The organism is Corallococcus silvisoli, from assembly GCF_009909145.1.
GTDB classification, from domain to species: Bacteria; Myxococcota; Myxococcia; order Myxococcales; family Myxococcaceae; genus Corallococcus; species Corallococcus silvisoli.
On record NZ_JAAAPJ010000005.1, the window covers coordinates 575,799 to 590,286 of the forward strand.

Annotated in this window: 12 protein-coding genes; 6 read left to right on the forward strand and 6 right to left on the reverse strand. The window is 70.2% G+C overall.

The features are described from left to right. Position 1: 1 nt before the first annotated feature. Positions 2 to 1,012, forward strand: a complete 1,011-nt coding sequence (locus tag GTY96_RS11370; RefSeq protein ID WP_143901247.1) for a stage II sporulation protein M — start codon at positions 2 to 4, stop codon at positions 1,010 to 1,012. Here GTY96_RS11370 and GTY96_RS11375 read toward each other — a convergent pair. Next, positions 928 to 1,443 carry a J domain-containing protein gene (locus GTY96_RS11375; protein ID WP_143901249.1) on the reverse strand — a complete coding sequence of 172 codons (516 nt, stop codon included), beginning with the start codon at positions 1,441 to 1,443 and terminating at the stop codon, positions 928 to 930. The two genes, GTY96_RS11370 and GTY96_RS11375, sit on opposite strands and share 85 nt — an antisense overlap. Before the next feature lie 146 nt (positions 1,444 to 1,589). Between GTY96_RS11375 and GTY96_RS11380 the strand changes: the two genes are divergently transcribed. The 5 genes from GTY96_RS11380 (at position 1,590) to GTY96_RS11400 (ending at position 5,111) form a co-directional block, all read left to right on the forward strand. After that, positions 1,590 to 2,150 (forward strand): HEAT repeat domain-containing protein, encoded by a 561-nt coding sequence (locus GTY96_RS11380; RefSeq protein ID WP_143901251.1) that lies wholly within the window; start codon positions 1,590 to 1,592, stop codon positions 2,148 to 2,150. 114 nt (positions 2,151 to 2,264) lie between these two features. Beyond that, positions 2,265 to 2,792, forward strand: a complete 528-nt coding sequence (locus tag GTY96_RS11385; protein ID WP_143901253.1) for a DivIVA domain-containing protein — start codon at positions 2,265 to 2,267, stop codon at positions 2,790 to 2,792. A 7-nt stretch (positions 2,793 to 2,799) separates the two neighbouring features. After that, on the forward strand, positions 2,800 to 3,099 hold the full coding sequence (locus GTY96_RS11390) for a DUF167 domain-containing protein (protein ID WP_143901255.1): 300 nt from the start codon (positions 2,800 to 2,802) through the stop codon (positions 3,097 to 3,099). An 8-nt stretch (positions 3,100 to 3,107) separates the two neighbouring features. Next, entirely contained in the window at positions 3,108 to 4,385 is a 1,278-nt protein-coding gene (locus GTY96_RS11395) for a peptidase MA family metallohydrolase (protein ID WP_161664697.1), read from the forward strand. A 168-nt stretch (positions 4,386 to 4,553) separates the two neighbouring features. Beyond that, entirely contained in the window at positions 4,554 to 5,111 is a 558-nt protein-coding gene (locus GTY96_RS11400) for a hypothetical protein (RefSeq protein WP_143901259.1), read from the forward strand. 353 nt (positions 5,112 to 5,464) lie between these two features. Here GTY96_RS11400 and polA read toward each other — a convergent pair whose 3' ends face one another. The 5 genes from polA to GTY96_RS11425 form a co-directional block, all read right to left on the reverse strand. After that, a complete protein-coding gene (gene polA / locus GTY96_RS11405; protein WP_161664698.1) occupies positions 5,465 to 8,167 on the reverse strand; it encodes a DNA polymerase I in 2,703 nt (900 codons plus the stop codon). Between the two features lie 59 nt (positions 8,168 to 8,226). After that, positions 8,227 to 10,443 carry an FHA domain-containing protein gene (locus tag GTY96_RS11410; protein ID WP_161664699.1) on the reverse strand — a complete coding sequence of 739 codons (2,217 nt, stop codon included), beginning with the start codon at positions 10,441 to 10,443 and terminating at the stop codon, positions 8,227 to 8,229. 7 nt (positions 10,444 to 10,450) lie between these two features. Continuing rightward, on the reverse strand, positions 10,451 to 12,217 hold the full coding sequence (locus GTY96_RS11415) for an ATPase, T2SS/T4P/T4SS family (RefSeq protein ID WP_143901264.1): 1,767 nt from the start codon (positions 12,215 to 12,217) through the stop codon (positions 10,451 to 10,453). Positions 12,218 to 12,380: 163 nt separating this feature from the next. Next, complete coding sequence (locus tag GTY96_RS11420; protein ID WP_143901266.1) at positions 12,381 to 13,829, reverse strand: type II and III secretion system protein family protein; 1,449 nt, start codon at positions 13,827 to 13,829, stop codon at positions 12,381 to 12,383. Positions 13,830 to 13,874: 45 nt separating this feature from the next. Continuing rightward, positions 13,875 to 14,411: an A24 family peptidase gene (locus GTY96_RS11425; protein WP_143901268.1), complete on the reverse strand. Its 537-nt coding sequence runs from the start codon at positions 14,409 to 14,411 to the stop codon at positions 13,875 to 13,877. Between the last annotated feature and the right edge of the window lie 77 nt (positions 14,412 to 14,488).

Here is a 14,488-nt window from a genome sequence, read left to right on the forward strand (position 1 = left end):
CATGGCCACGCCCCTGCCCGCCTTCGTCGCCCGGCGCCGCCCGGACTGGGACGCGCTCCAGGCGCTGCTCGCGCGCCAGCGCGCGGGCCGCTTGCACCTGGAGGAGCTGCGAACGCTGGACACGCTCTACCGGCGCGCGTCCGCGGACCTGGCGCGGGCGCAGACGTTCTACCCGGGCACGGACGCGCACCGCTTCCTCAACCAGCTCTGCGGCCAGGCCTACGGCGCCATCTACCAGCCCCCCCGCGAGCGCTGGGCCTCCACGCGAGACTTCTTCCTTCGCGACTTCCCGGCCACCCTGCGCCGCGAGGCGCGCTTCGTGGGCGTGAGCGCGGGGATGCTGGTGCTGGGGCTGCTGCTGGGCGCGCTGGTGGTGACGCTGGAGCCGCGCGGCGCGGAGTTGCTCGTGCCGGAGGGTGTGCGGCGCTACGTGGCGCAGGGGCGCATGTGGACGGATGACATCCTGTCGGTGGCGCCGCCCAACGCGGTGGCCTCGGGCATCGCCACCAACAACCTCACCGTCACGCTGTTCGCGTTCGCGTCCGGCATCCTGTTGGGCGTGGGGCCCATCTTCACGCTCGTGAACAACGGGGTGCTCATTGGCGCGGTGGGCGCGCTGTGCTTCCGCGAGGGCATGACGGTGGGCTTCCTGGACTTCATCGCCGCGCACGGGCCGGTGGAGCTGTCCATCATCGTCATCGCGGGCGGCGCGGGCCTGATGGTGGGCCAGGCGCTCATCGACCCTGGTGAGCTGCCCCGCGCGCAGGCGCTCCAGGCGCGCGGACGCGAGGCGGTGAAGCTGGTGGTGGGCTGCGCGCCCTTCCTCGCCGGCATCGGCATGGTGGAGGGCTTCATCTCCCCGGGCCACCTCTTCCCCACCTGGGCGAAGGTGGGGCTGGGCCTGTCGCTGGGAGCGCTCTTCTGGTTCTACCTGCTGCGCGCGGGCAGGACGGACGCGGGCGCCACGCGCGACGCGGTGCCGGAGGACAGGGCCTCCAGCCGCTTGCGCTGACGGTGCTTGAGGATGCGCTCGTAGGCGGCGTTCAGCTCGCGCATCTGCTCCGCGGAGCCGCCCCGGTCCGGGTGCCGCTCCATGGCCAGCGCGTGAAACCGCGCGCGCACCACGTCCGGCGAATCCAGCGGCGAGACGCCCATCGTCTGGTACGGGCACTGCTCCTGGACGGCGGTGAGCCACTTGTCCAGCCGGTCCTTCACCTCCACGAAGCGCGCATCCGCGTCCGCGGTGTCCTTCACCGGGTGCGTGCGCATCTTCGCGTCCGCGCGGAAGACCTCGCTGTAGGTGCTGGACACCCAGCGGTGGCATGAGCCGCACCGGTAGTACTTCACCCGGCTTCCCGCCTGGAGCGTCATCATCACGCCGCAGTGGGTGCACTCCACCGTGACATTCTCCAGTGTCTGCCAGCTCGCGACCGCCGCACCCATGGTCTCTTCGCCCTCCGTTCGCAACACGCCTGTAGCAGCGGCAACCTCCCACGTCCGGCGATCCCGTCAAGAAAATGTCGCCACCGACCCAGGGGATGGGGGTGCCGTGCTGCCGGGCCTCCAGGGTTTCGGGTAGAACGAGGCCCATGCGACCGCTCCTCGCCGCCGCCCTGCTCCTGACCGCCGCCGCCCACGCCCAGGCCCCGTCGGCCCCGGCCAGGGCCGCCTCCCCGAAGGCCGCGCCAGAGAAGGCCGCGCCGGAGAAGGCCGCCCGGCCCCCCACGGAAGCGCCCTCCCCGGACGCCGCCCTCCTGAGGGGCCTGCTGTGGGCCGCGGAGCCGGCACCGGAGGAGATCCGCACGCTCGCCATCGAGGACCTGGCGCTCCTGGGGGACGCGCGCGCCCTGGACCCGCTGGCCGCGTACATCTGGGACCCGAACCCGCGCATCCAGCAGGCGGCGCTGCGCGCGGTGGCGCTCTTCCAGCACCGCCGCGCGGAGGAGATCCTGGGCAACGTCGTGCGCCACCCGCGCCTGCCGGACGCGCTGAAGATCCAGGCGCTGGGGGGCCTGCTCTACCAGCGCACCGCCACCGCGCGCCGGGTCGTGCAGGACGTGGCCGCGGACAGCCGCCTGGGCTACGCGGTGCAGAACGCCGCGCGCTCGGTGGCGTCTCAGTGGGAAGCCTCCACGGCCCCGGCCCCCTGAGGCCCGGCTGCCCGCCTGCCCGCCCGCCAGGCGCCATGACCCAGGCACCCCGCGCGTCTCCGCCCCCGGGGCCGATTCCTGGAGTGCGCCCGTGTATGGGTTAGACTGGCGCGCATGAAGATCACCCCGCTCGACATCCGGCAGAAGCGCTTCGAGACGGCGATGCGCGGCTTCGCGCGTCCCGAAGTGGGCGCGTACCTGGAGCTGATCGCCGGCGAGTTCGAGGAGGTGGTGAAGGAGAACATCGCGCTCAAGGAGGAGCTGAAGCGCACGCAGCACAAGCTCGAAACGCACCAGGAGCGCGAGCGCACCCTCCAGGAGACGATGGTCACCGCCCAGCGCATCAGCGAGGACCTGAAGGACGCCGCGAAGAAGGAAGCGGAGATCATCATCGCGGACGCGGAGCACCAGGCGGAGAAGATCGTCCACGGCGCGCACCAGCGGCTGGTGCAGGTCGTGGAGGACATCAACGAGCTCAAGCGTCAGCGCACCCAGTTCGAATCGCAGGTGCGCTCCGTGGTGGAGGCCCACCGCAAGCTGCTGGAGACCTTCGCCGCCCCCACCTTCGCGGACCGCGACTACGCGCGCGTGGAGGACAACGTCTCCTTCCTGTCGCAGAAGAAGGCCACCTCCAACGACTAGCGCCCCGGTGCCCGCCCCCTGGCTCAAAGCGCTGCCGGAGGGAGTGGAGCTGACGGTGCTCGTCCAGCCGCGCGCGTCCCGCACGAAGGTGGTGGGCGAACATGACGGCCAGCTGAAGATTCAGCTCGCCGCGCCCCCGGTGGATGGCGAAGCGAATGCCGCCCTGGTGGAATTCATCGCCAAAAGGCTGGGTGTGCCCCGTCGGCAGGTGACACTCACCGCCGGTGACACGTCGCGCCGTAAGCGATTGAGGGTGGAGGGGGTTGATGCGGCGGCGGTCGAGGCTGTTATCTCTGGTGGACCGTGAGGCCACGCATGCTCCGCCTGTTCGCATTCCTGATGATGCTGCTGGCCTCGCCCGGGGTGTTCGCGCAGGAAGAGGGTCCGCGCGGCATCCACGCCACGGAGGCCGTCGTCACCGACGCCGCGCTCGTGCCCCACGCCCGCCCCGCGCTGGTGGCGGGTGAGCTGCGCACGCAGCGCTTCGTCATCCTCCACACAGCGAAGGCGGCGGGCGCGGCCCGGGCGCTGGCCGGGCAGATTGAAGGCGTGCGGGATGCCTTCGGCGCGATGCTCGGGCGCGACTGGCCGGGCACCACGGAGATCCGCCTGGGCGTGGGCCGGGACGAGTTCGAGGCGCTGGCGCTGCCGGGCGGCAAGCCCCCGGGCTGGGCGGTGGCGCTCGCGTACCCCGGGCATCAAATCATCCTGCTGGACGCGCTGAGCCTGAGCGACGCGGAAGGCCCCACCACGCTCCGCCACGAGCTGGCGCACGTGGCGCTGGGGCAGTTGGCGAAGGACTGGCCGCGCTGGTTCCAGGAGGGCGTGGCGCAGAACCTCACCGACGAGCGCTACTCCGTCGCCCACTACACCGCCCTCTTCCGGGCGGTGACGCAGGAGCGCGTTTTCCACTTCGAGGACCTGTCCGACGACTGGCCGGACGTGCCCGCGGACGTGGAGATCGCCTATGCGCAGAGCGCCGCCTTCGTCGCGTACCTCACCGGGAAGCATGGCCCGCATGCCATGGGGCTGCTGGTGGACGGCGTGCGCGCGGGTGAGCCCTTCGAGCAGGCCTTCGGCAAGGCGTTCCACTCGTCGCTGCTGCTGGAGGAGCAGGACTGGAGGAACGGGCTCGCGGCGCGCTACGGCTGGCTGCCGCTCACCACCAGCTCCGCGCTCCTGTGGCTCACCGCCTCCGTCCTGTGCGTGGCCGCCTTCGTGCGCCGGATGCGGCAGAAGGCCGCGCGGATGACGGAGCTGGCCGCCGAGGACGCCGCCGAGGACGCCGCGCTGCGCCTGCTCGCCGCGGCCCGCGCCGCGGGGCCGGTGGACGGCGCCGAACCCCTCTCCCCCGCCCTGCCCTGGCCGGAGTGGCCTGGCGCCACCACGCCCGCGCCGCCCAACCCCTCCGCCGCCCCCGCCCAGCCGGAAGCCCTGGAGGGCGCTCCGGAGGCGCTGGAGTCTGGTTCCGCCCTGCCAGAAGCCCCGGAGGACCTGGGCGCGGGCGACGAGGAGCCGGAGTCCTCCAGCGGCGAGTACGAGCTGGAAGGCGAGTCCCCGGCGGGCCGTCCGCCCAAGCCGACGCTCCACTGAAGGGCCCGCGCTGCCCAGGCAGGGAAGGTTCTTCCCCCCACCCCCTGGATTTCAACAACCGCCCCGTAGGATTTACGCACTCCGGCCTCCCTCCGGGGCCGCGCCTCTGCCCAAGGGTTTGGATTCACTGGGAACGGGGACACGTCTGGCGTTGGCAAAGCCCTTGCTATGTCCCTGCTCGCGATGCGGACGACAGCGGACATGGCGGCGGAGCGGGGTCGGAAGAAGGCCGGGGCGGCCCGGGTCTTCAGCAAGCAGCCTGAGCGCATCGCGGCGCTGTGGCGGCGGATGCGTCTGGCGGCGCACGAGGGCCAGGGCGCTCCGGTCGCCAGCCTGCTGGACGGACTGGTGGAGCCCTTCGTCCGGGAGCTGGGACTGACGCTGGAAGGCGTGGAGTCCAGCCCGTGGAGCCGCACCCGCGCGGTGCTGCGCCTGGCGCCGGAGCGTGGCGCGCGCGCCCTGCACGACGAGTTCGCGCTGCTGCGCCGGTGCCTGGTGGACGCCCTGGAGGTCCTGGGCGGAGGGGACGCGGAGCGCCAGCGCATCAACCGCGCGCTGGACGAGGCCGTGGACAGCGCGGTGGCGCTCCTCCAACGGCTGGCGGACCCGAAGGCGGATGGGCCGCGGGTGCCCTTTGGCGGGTTGGTGGTGGAGTACTTCGAGCGACCGTCCCATGCGCGCAAGGCCCCGGTGGGCCGTCGCGACGAGCGGTCCGCGATGCACTGAGTGGGATTCCAGCGCGCGGGTGGCGCTGAGGTGATGTCGCAAGGGTTTGCCGATCCGTCCGGCTTGACGCTTCTCTCAACAGGAGGGTCCGGGGTCTGGCGGGAGGGTGCGCTGTCGCGGATGGGGGTCCGCGATGCGCCTTGAGGGAGCGTGCTCCTGCTCGGGGGAGCGGTGAGCGCGCACACAGGTTCGAACGCCGGAACGCGTGGATGGGGGTCCGCGCGCTCCGCCGGTCGGACGGATCGGCATGTTTTGTCAGGGGGAATTGGGACGGGGGTCGCGGGAGGGCGCCTACGGGGGTGGGCGCTCTCCCGCATGTCTTCGTCCGCGAGGCCGTGGGCCCGCGAGGCGCGTCAGTGCGCGTCCGCCCAGCTCCGGCCCGAGCCCACGTCCACCTTCAGCGGCACCTTCAGTTGGGCGACGGCGGCCATGCACTTCACGGCCAGGGCCTTCACCGTCTCCACCTCCGCGTCCGGCGCCTCGAAGAGCAGTTCGTCGTGCACCTGGAGCAGCACGCGCGCCTGGAGCTTCTCCTGCCGGAGCGCGGCGTCCACGGCCAGCATCGCCTTCTTCATCAGGTCCGCGGCGGTGCCCTGGATGGGCATGTTGATGGCGGCCCGCTCCGCGGCCTGCGCCACGCCCCGGTTCTTGGAGAGCAGGTCGCCCATCAGGCGGCGGCGGCCATCGAGCGTCTCCACGAAGCCCACCTTGCGCGCCTTCTCCACGGTGTCCTCCAGGTACTGACGGATGCCCGCGTACCGGGTGAAGTACCGCTCGATGACGTCGCGCGCGCTCTCCTGTGAAATCCCCAGGCGCGTGGACAGGCCGTGCGCGGACAGGCCGTACGCGATGCCAAAGTTCACCATCTTCGCCACGCGGCGCTGCTCGCGGTCCACGGCCTTGGGCTCCACGCCGAAGATCTCCGCCGCCGTGCGGCTGTGGATGTCCTCGTCGTTGCGGAACGCGTCGATGAGGACCGGATCCTCCGCGATGTGGGCCAGCAGCCGCAGCTCGATCTGCGAGTAGTCCGCGCTCACCAGTTGGTGCCCCGCGTCCGCCACGAAGGCGCGGCGGATCTCCCGGCCCAGCTCGGTGCGGATGGGGATGTTCTGGAGGTTCGGGTCGGACGAGGACAGCCGCCCGGTGGCGGTGGCCGCCTGGTGGTACGTGGTGTGGATGCGCCCGTCCTTCGCCACCAGCGTGGGCAGCGTGTCCAGGTAGGTGCTCTTGAGCTTGGACAGCCCGCGGTACTCGATGAGCGCCCGCGCGAGCACGCTGCCGTGCTCCTCCGCCAGCTTCTCCAGCACCTCCTGGTCCGTGGAGGGGCCCGTCTTGCCGCGCTTGAGGATGGGCAGCTTCTGCTCCTCGTACAGCACCTGCGCCAGCTGCGGGTTGGAGCCCAGGTTGAAGACGTGGCCCGCGGCCTGGTGGCACTCGGCCTCCTTCGCCTTCACCTCCACGTCCACGTGCTCGGAGGTGCGCGCGAGCTCCGCCACGTCCAGCTTCACGCCCTCGCGCTCCATCCGCGCCAGCACGGGCAACAGCGGCAGCTCCAGCGTGCGCGCCAGCTCCGCCAGCCCGCCCAGCTCCAGCTCGCGCCACAGCTCAGGCGCCAGCCTGCGCGCCGCGTCCGCGCGCACCGCGTACGCCGCGGCCACCTCCTCCGGCCCGTGGTCCGCCAGCGCCCGGCCCTTCTTGCCCTCCACCGACGCGGGCAGCGCGGGCAGCTCCGAACGCAGCCGCTCGCGCGCCAGGTCCGCCAGGGCGTGCTCCCGGCGCGAAGGGTTGAGCAGGTAGCTCAGGAGCTCCACGTCGTCGTGCGCGCCCCCCAGCGACAGCCCCTCGTTGGCCAGCACCAGCGTGAGCGCCTTGAGGTCGTGCCCGCCCTTCTTCACCGCCGCGTCCGCCAGCACGTCCTTCATCACCGCGGTGAAGGCCGCCACCGGCACCTGGGTGGCGCCCAGCTGCTGGTGCCGCAGCGGCACGTAGCGCGTGGTGCCGTCGGGCAGCGCCGCGCCCAGGCCCACCAGCGGCGCCGCGAAGGGCATGCCCTCGAAGGCAGGCACCAGCGTGAGGGCCCCGGCGGCCTTCGCCGCGTCCGCCAGGGAGCGCAGCTCCTCCTCCGTGGTGATCAGCGTGGTGGTGAGGTTCAGCGGCGCCACCTCCGGCCGCGGGGCCTCCTCCGCCGGCAGGTCGCGCAGGAGCGCGAAGAACTCCAGCTCCGTGAACAGGTCGCGCGCGCGCGTGGCGTCCGGGGCGCGGCGGATGAGGTCCTCCAGCTTCACGCCCAGGGGCAGCGTGGTGTTGAAGGTGACCAGTTGCTTGGCGCGCACCAGGCTGTCGCGGTGGGACTCCAGGGCCGCGCGGATCTTCGGCTTCTTCACTTCCTCCAGCCGCGACAGCAGCGTCTCCACGTCACCGAACTGGTGGAGCAACTCCACCGCCGTCTTGTCGCCCACGCCTGGGACCTTGGCGACGTTGTCCACCGCGTCGCCCACCAGGGCCAGGAAGTCGCGCACCTGCATGGGCAGGATGCCCAGCTTCTCCTGCACGTCCGCGATGGCGATGCGCTTGTTCTTCGCGGGGTCGAAGAGGGTGATGTCCTCGTCGACGATCTGCATGAAGTCCTTGTCGCTGGTGACGACCAGGACCTGGAAGCCCGCCGCCTTGGCCTGGAGCGCCAGCGTGCCGATGACGTCGTCCGCCTCCCAGCCCTCCGCGTCCAGCGAGGGCAGGTTGAGCACGTCCCCCACCTTGCGGATGAGCGGGAACTGGGGCGTCAAATCCTCGGGTGGCGCCTTGCGGTTCGCCTTGTACGTGGGGTCGATCTTCTGACGCTCCACGCGGCCCGACTTGTCGAACGCGAGCGCCACGTGGGTGGGCTTCAGGTCCTGCAGGGCCTTGAGCACCATGCGGGTGAAGCCCAGCACCGCGTTGGTGGGCACCCCCTTGCTCGTCGTGAGCGGGGGGATGGCGTGGTAGGCGCGGAAGATGAAGCCAGAGGCGTCGAAGAGCGCCAGGCGGCGCTCGGAGCGCGGGGGGCTGGTGTCGGCCATCCCCCGTCCCTAGCGCGCCTCCCGGCGCCTGTCCATGAAGCCCGTACCGGCGCTTCAGCTCACCGGCACTTCAGCTCCGCCTTCTTCGTCGCGACCTGCTCCGCGATGCCGTCACCCGGCACGGCGTAGTCCTCCACCGCCGTCAGGTCCGAGCAGCTGCCCACCGCGTTCAGCGCGTTCTGCGCCTGCGTCGAGCAGAAGGCCACCACGCGGTTCAGGTCCGTGTTGCCCTTGTAGAAGTCGAAGCCCAGCTTCCAGATGCGGCAGCCCCGGCGCCGGTCCTCGCGGTCGGCGAAGTGCTTGCCGCGCAGGTACGACGCGGTCGCCATGTCCTGGAAGATGTTCTTCCGGTAGAACGACAGGTGCGTCTCCGCCAGCTCCGCCATCAGGCGCTTGTCCGTCGTCAGCGCTTCCTTGAACGGCGCCACGGCGCGCTCGGGGTCGTTGTTGGTGAGCGCGCTCTCGCCCGTCTTGAAGAGCTGATCCACGTTGGACACGTCCCGGATGAGGTCGTCCACCTGGGCGTGGTACTGCGCCTGGTCCTCCTTGGAGCGCAGCTTCTGGAGCGTCGCCAGCGCCTCGCTGCCGCGGCCGGTCCAGTAGTCCATCATCGCCGCCTGGATCAGCTTCGGGGCGTAGCGCGAGTTCATCATCGCGCGCACCTCGCTGGCCTGGTCCGGCCCCAGCTCGTCCTGCGCCAGGATGTCGGACACCGGGCACGTCCAGGGTATCGCGTTGCGGTCCAGCTTCGTGCGGGCCACCAGGAACTTCACGAACATGGGGTCCTTCGGGCGCCACTCGTTCTTGCGCAGGCCGCCCTCCAGGCGGAGCGTCTGACCGATGGGCGGCTCCAGGTCCTCCTTGCTCTGCTTCTGGCACCACACCTCCATGAAGTCCTGGCAGCGCGGCACCGCGGCGCTCCACTGCGAGTTGGCCAGGTAGCGCTTGCAGTCATCCTTCGCGCGCTCCACGAAGCGCGCCGCCGTCTCGCGCGCCTTCGCGCGGGCGCGGCGGAAGTACTCGCTCTCCTTCGGAATCTTGCGCAGCAGCGTCAGGCTGTCCTTCTCGCGGTTGAGCTCGCTGGCCTTCCTCGCGGCCTCGAAGTTGTCGAAGGCCTCCTTCTCCAGCTTGATGCGCCGGATGAGGTTGTTCGCCTCGACGTTGATGGGATCCTGATCCAGCGCCTTCTCACAGGTGGCCTCGGCCCGCTCCCAGTTGGGCGCTCCCAGTTCGTTGGAGGCATAGGAGCGGCACTCGCTGAGCAACTCCTGCACCTGCTGCGCGGGATCCAACGGCGCGGCCGGCCCGGCCTTCGGGTTCTTGCCCGCGCCCGGCCCCACGGACGCCTTCACCACCGCCGCCACCGCCAGGAGCGCGATCACGCCCCCGGCGACCACCACCAGCTTGCGTCGGCTGTTGGCCGCGGGCTCACCCCGGCCGCCACGCCGCGCCGGGGGCGCCCCGCCCGACCCCGGACGCCGCACGGGCGTGTCGGACGCCTCGTAGGCCATCTCCACCACGCCGAACTGGAGGACATCGCCGGGCTGCAGGTCGACGAACTCCTCGCCCAGCAGCTCGCCGTTGAGCAGGGTGCCGTTGGCACTGCCCAGGTCGCGCGCCCGCACGACGGTGCCCGCGCGCTCCACCTCCGCGTGCTTGCGGCTCACCGAGTCGTCATCCAGGACGACCGCCGCTGGCGGCGCCCGGCCCACCAGCACCGTGCCGTTCAGCGGATACGACTTGCCCGCCCACGGCCCCGTCATGCCCTTGAGCATGGGACCCGCGCCCGCGCCCGCCGCCGCCGCGCCGGCGGGCAGCGACCGCGCCGGCCGCCTCGCCAGGGCCGAACCCTCGGGCTTCGCCGCCCCGTTCTGGGTGGCCTTGGCCCGGATGCTGGGCATGGCGCGGGTGCCCTTCACGGGCGCGTCCGCGAGCGTCGCGGGGTCGCCGGACGCGGGGACCGCCGCGCGACGGCCGCTGCTGCCCCGGGCGCTCGCCTTGAGCTTCAGCTCGTAGTCGCCCAGCAGCACCTGCGAGGCCGGCGTCAGCGCCGTGGGCCCCTCGATGCGCTCGCCGTCCACGAAGGTGCCGTTCTGGCTCCCCCCGTCCTCGACATAGACGGTGTTGCCCTCCACGTAGAGGCGCGCGTGCTGCCGCGACACGCCCCCTTCCGTGAGGACGAGGTCATTGCCCTGCTGGCGGCCGATCTTCAGCTCGCCGGCGATTTCGTGCTCGTGCTCAGTGCCGTCAGGATGACGGACGACCAGGGTTGCCATGGGCGCGTCAGTCCTCGCGGAAGATGCTCATGTTGACCGGAATGCCCTTGCGCTGGAGCTCGTCGTAGAACTTCGGGACGAAGCCCGAAGCCACATAGCGCCCCCGCACCTTGTGGTCCTCCGTGAAGCCGTCCTGCTTGAAATAGAAGATGTCCTGGAGGGTCACGATGTCGACCTCCATGCCGGACACCTCCGTGATGAAGCAGATCTTGCGCGTGCCGTCGGAGAAGCGCGTCTGCTGCACGATGAGGTGCACGGCGCTGGCGATCTGCTCGCGGATGGCCTTCACCGGCAGCTCCATGCCGGACATGAGCACCATCGTCTCCAGCCGCGCGATGGCGTCTCGCGGCGTGTTCGCGTGCAGCGTGGTGAGCGAACCGTCGTGGCCGGTGTTCATCGCCTGGAGCATGTCCAGCGTCTCACCGGAGCGGCACTCCCCCACGACGATGCGGTCGGGCCGCATGCGCAGGCAGTTCTTCACCAGCTCGCGGATGGTGATGGCGCCCTTGCCTTCCAGGTTGGGCGGGCGGCTCTCCAGCTGCACCCAGTGGTCCTGCGGCAGCTGCAGCTCCGCGGCGTCCTCCACCGTGATGATGCGCTCGCCCTCGGGAATGAAGGAGCTGATGATGTTCAGCGTCGTCGTCTTGCCGGAGCCGGTGCCGCCGGAGATGACGATGTTGCGGCGGGCCGTGACACACATCTCCAGGAACTCGGCCATCTGCGCCGTGACCGTCTTGTACTTGATGAGGTCCTGGATCTTCAGCGCGTCCTTCTTGAACTTGCGGATGGTGATGCAGGGGCCCTTGAGCGCCAGCGGCGGGATGATGGCGTTGACGCGGCTGCCGTCCTTGAGGCGCGCGTCCACCAGCGGGCTGGACTCGTCGATGCGCCGACCGATGGGCGCCACGATGCGCTCGATGACGCCGAGCACCGCCTGGTTGGAGGAGAACGTCTTCTCCGACAGGGTCAGCTTGCCCTTGCGCTCGATGTAGATCTGGTTGGCGTGGTTCACCATGATCTCGCTGATCTCTTCCGACGCGAGGAACGCCTCCAGGGGCCCCAGGCCCAGCGCCTCGTTGATGACGTCGGTGAGCAGCTCCTCGCGGTCCACGTCCGTCGGAAGCTCTCCGTCCGCCTCCATCTGGTCGATGATGTCGCGGATGGCCTTCTCGGTGCGGCGCCACAGCTCCTCGTCCCCGAGCCGGTCCATGTCCATCCGGCGCAGGTCCAGGTACTCGATGAGCCGGTCGTGGATCTCCTTCTGGAGCCGCGAGTAGCGCTCCAGCCGGGGGTCCACCTTGCGCTTGTTCTTCGCCATGGCCGCGGCCATGGACGCGGGCATGCGGCTGGGAGCGGCGGCGGCGGGCGGCGGCGCCTCCTCCTCGTAGGGCTCCTCCTCCTCGTAGGGCTCTTCCTCCTCGTAGGCCTCCTCGCCCTGCTCCTCGTCGTAGGCCTCGTCGGCGGGCTCATCCTGGGGCGCGTCGTCCAGCGCCTCCACGTTGAGGATGTAGTCGCCGATGGAGACCTGGTCGGTGGGCTTGAGCACCATGGGCCCGGCGATCTTCTTGCCGTTCACGAAGGTGCCGTTCGTGGACTTCATGTCCACGATGATGAAGCGCCCGTCCTTTTCGACGATGCGGGAGTGGGTCTTGGAGACGTTTCCCTTGGCGAGGACGATGTCGTTGCCAGCGAGCCGGCCGATCGTGATCTCGTTCTTGGGATACTCCCGCTGCTCCGACCCGCCGCCCTTCTCCGTCAGCGTGATGAGAAACATGGGCAGGGATGCTACCAAGCCATCCCACGACCTCAAAGACTCCTGCGACGCTCGCTCGCCTGCCCGCAAACGGAAGGGCCGGCACCCTCCCCCCAGCAGCGGGGAACGGGGCCGGCCCTGACCGGATCCAACAGAGGTGTCGCGCCCGTGGCAGGCGCCTGCCTCAGTCGAAGATGTTGAAGTTCACCTCGGAACGGGCCTGCTTGTAGCGGGTCTTCACGTCCTCGATGATGCTCCGGACCTTGTCCGAGTCCGGGTTCACGATGCGCGGGGTGACGAAGATCACCAGCTCGCGCTTGGTGGAGTCGAACGCGCGGTTCTTGAACAGTTCGCCCACGATGGGGATGTTGCCCAGGCCCGGCAGCTTCGCGACGGCCTTCTGCTCGTCGTGGCTGAACACACCCGACAGCACGATGGTCTCACCGTGGCGCACGGTGACGTTGGTCTTCACCTTGCGGGTGCGGAAGCCGGGGATGGCGGACGAACCACCGAAGGACACCGACACGGAGGTGTCGATTTCAGAGGCCTCCGCCTCCACCTCCGTCTGGATGTTGCCGTTGCGGTCCGCGGTCGGGCGGATCTTCAGGATGACGCCGTAGGGCTTGTACTCCACCGTGAACTGCGTGTTGGTGATGAGCGGGATGGGCACCTCGCCGCCGGCGAGGAACTCCGCCTTCTCACCGCTGGCGCAGACCAGCTTGGGCTGCGCCAGCAGGCGGCCGTAGCCGTCATTGGACTGGAAGCCGATGCTCAGGTCCGAGCCGCCCGTCGCGCCCAGGATGAGGCCGGAGACGGCGTCCGCGGAGGGGATGAGCGACTTGGTCAGGTTGACGGTCGCGGTGAGCGAGCCGGTGATGTCCGTGGGGTACTTGATGCCGTAGCGGTCGCGGCTGTTGCGCCGGATTTCCACGAACTGGACCTCGGAGAGGATCATCCGCTTGATGCCGACGACGAGCAGGTTCTCCACCTTCTCGCCAATGGCCTTGGTGATGAGCTCCGCCTTCTGCAGGTCCTGCTGGCTCTCCACGGAGCCCTCCAGGAAGATGGTCGCGCCCACCACGTTGGCCTGCACGTTCTTCAGGCCCGCCTTCTGGAAGGCCGCGTTCAGGTTCTGGGCGACCAGCTTCTTCGCGTTGGGGGCGATCTTCACGAACGACTTCACGTTCGGGTAGAGGCTCACCACCTGCTCGATGCGGTCCGCGTCCTGCGTGGTGTACGCCTGACCGTCCAGGTAGATGCGGTCACCCACCATGCGCACGGACACACCTTCGATTTCACCCAGGAGGCGCTTGATCTCCGAGATGACCTCGTTGGGGTCCTGCTTGCGGACCGTCACCAGGTAGCTGATGCGCTGCCCGGAGGACTTCCACACCAGCAGCGTCGTCTTGCCTTCCTGGTTACCGGTGACGAGCAGCTGGCCGGTGCCCAGCGTCTTCACCTCGGCGATGGACGGATCGCCCAGCGCGACGCGGCTGAGGCCGGGGATGGTGAGCACCTTCTGGGTACCCACGCCCAGGCTGACGGTGCTGCCCTCCTGGGCAAGGGCGGGGGCAGCGGCCACCAGGGTGACGAGGGCGCTGAGCGCCAGGGCTTGCGTGAAGCGAGTGGACATCGTGTGAATCCCCTTCTTGCGTGCGCGCGCCCGGACGCCGGCGCGCTATCCCAGATGTTGTTGCTGCCACCACATGGCCCAGAAAGTCCCGAGCGCGATGGAGACGCCGTAGGGGATGTGTCGCACGGGAGCGGGCGAGGTTTCCTCGCGCAGCCATTTCATGCGCACCGCCCAGCGGCGAACCACCCCCGCCAGCGTGTCCCAGACGGCCCCCTGCCACAGCAGCGTGACGACCGCCTGCAGCGCTCCCACCAGCGAAATGAAGGCCGCCGCCGCGAGCACCGTGGGGAAGCCCAGCACGCAGCCCACGGCCGCCATCAGCTTGACGTCACCCCACCCCATGCGCCCGCGCAGCGCACCCGGCACCAGCAGCAGCGCGAGCCCCGCGCCCGCCAGCACCCCGCTCACCAACCCCGTCTCCAGCCCACCCACCCCTTCGGACACCCCGCGCACCCCGAGCCCCAGCACGATGAGCGGATAGGTCACGGCGTTCGGGATGAGCCGGCGCAGCACGTCGCTCACCGCCGCAATCACGAGGGCCACTCCCAGAATCGTCCAAAGCGCGAGCTGAACAGGTGTCATTCGGCACCTGCTTCCCTGGGAAGCAGGCGACCCCCATCAAACAATGGAGGCCTGGAGCCCGTCAATTCCTGAACAAG